This is a genomic window from Pseudomonas sp. TAE6080, assembly GCF_018732265.1.
Lineage (GTDB): Bacteria > Pseudomonadota > Gammaproteobacteria > Pseudomonadales > Pseudomonadaceae > Aquipseudomonas > Aquipseudomonas brenneri.
Genome location: NZ_JAHIDY010000091.1, coordinates 1 through 1,435 on the forward strand (window position 1 = coordinate 1; position 1,435 = coordinate 1,435).

Here is a 1,435-nt window from a genome sequence, read left to right on the forward strand (position 1 = left end):
TATACGTTCGATTATGTGACAGTGTGAGCCAGAAAGTTCTCGCCGTCAAAAACTGTCACTTAACCCGTCATTTAGTCTAAGACCTGCAAACGGCCATTCAGGCTCGTAATGTGACAAAAACTCCGGCGGGATGCCCTCCTTGGTGAACGTGGCGCGCAAACGTTCCAGGGATTCGGGGTCGCGTCGCCCGTAGGACGCCAGTGTGAACAGCAAGCGGGCCGTCTCCGGGTTGTGTCGCGCTTCAATGATGGCCTCATCGATGGCCTGGGCTGCTCGTTGCCAGTGGTTGATGGGTTCCGGCTTCGGCACCTTCGCCGGCAGGCCGTTGGTGAAACCAGTGTGCGGCTCCGTCTGAAACAGCGCGGCCTGTTCCCCGCGCGGGATCAGCGCCTTTGACTCGATCAGCGTGATGGCGGTGGCCGCCGCCTCCAGCATCTGCCACTGCACCGCCGGGGCCAGAATCTCGTAGGGACGCCACAGACTCTGCCCGGCGCGCAGCGGATGGCCGCAGCGCTCCCAGACATGGCGGATGCTCGCCGAGCAACTGCCGCAGTGCGAGAGCGGCGTGTTCAGCTCATCAAGCAGGGTGCGCAGCAGCCGGAACCACAAGCCGGCGTGGACACGCCGACGCGGCAGCTCCACAAAACCCGTCGTCAGCGCCTGCCAGGTGCGCCGGTCCATGCAGGCGATTGCGTCATCGGCAGGGCGCGGCGCAGCATCGGCGATTTCCCACTGAAGATACCGGCCGGGCATGCCCCAGTAGGACTCCAGCCAGCAGCCATGCTGCGGGCAGCTCAGCATCAAGGGGAGCTGCCAGACGAGTAGCACAGCTTGATTCGTTGGATCGTTCAGACACTGCGGACACGCCCGGCGAATCGTCTGGCTCGGTAGCCAGGCACGCCAGCGAGTGATGGACCGCACCTTGCGGGTGCGCTTGGGCAGGAGCACCGCGCATTGGAATGTATAGGTTTCCAAGGCTGCTGGTACCGAATCGTCGAGACTGTCGAGCAGCCACGGCACCCAGCCTGCAAGACTCATGCTGCGCAACCGCTCCAGCTCGACGCCACTGCGCTGGCAGAGCGCCGTCAGCAACGACAAGGATGGTGCGGTATCCAGGTCATCAAGTTGGCTGTGACCAAGATCGTGGGCCAGCAGCTCGTGCACGTCCATCTGGTAGCAGGCGGCGACCCGGTTGAGCCATGAGGACAGGGCTTCGCCTTCCTTGGGTGCCGGATGCAGCGGCCAGCGCGGCGCGGACTTCACATCAGTTCCCGCTCGAACTGTCGCCGCCGCTCACTGGGGCCGATGTAGTCGGCCATGCTGAGCGTGCGGTGGTTGATCGCTTCCTCGCCACTCTCCACGGCGGCGACGGCCGCCGCCACCAGCAGATGTGCAAGCTCGCCGATGGTGCCTTCGCTCCGGGTGAGCAGGTAGC

General features: G+C 64.1%; 1 protein-coding gene. It reads right to left on the reverse strand.

Going from position 1 to position 1,435, the window contains the following annotated elements; genetic code table 11:
- Nucleotides 1-45: 45 nt before the first annotated feature.
- Nucleotides 46-1,263 carry a TniQ family protein gene (locus KL786_RS29235; protein WP_003465063.1) on the reverse strand — a complete coding sequence of 406 codons (1,218 nt, stop codon included), beginning with the start codon at nt 1,261-1,263 and terminating at the stop codon, nt 46-48.
- Nucleotides 1,264-1,435 lie beyond the last annotated feature (172 nt).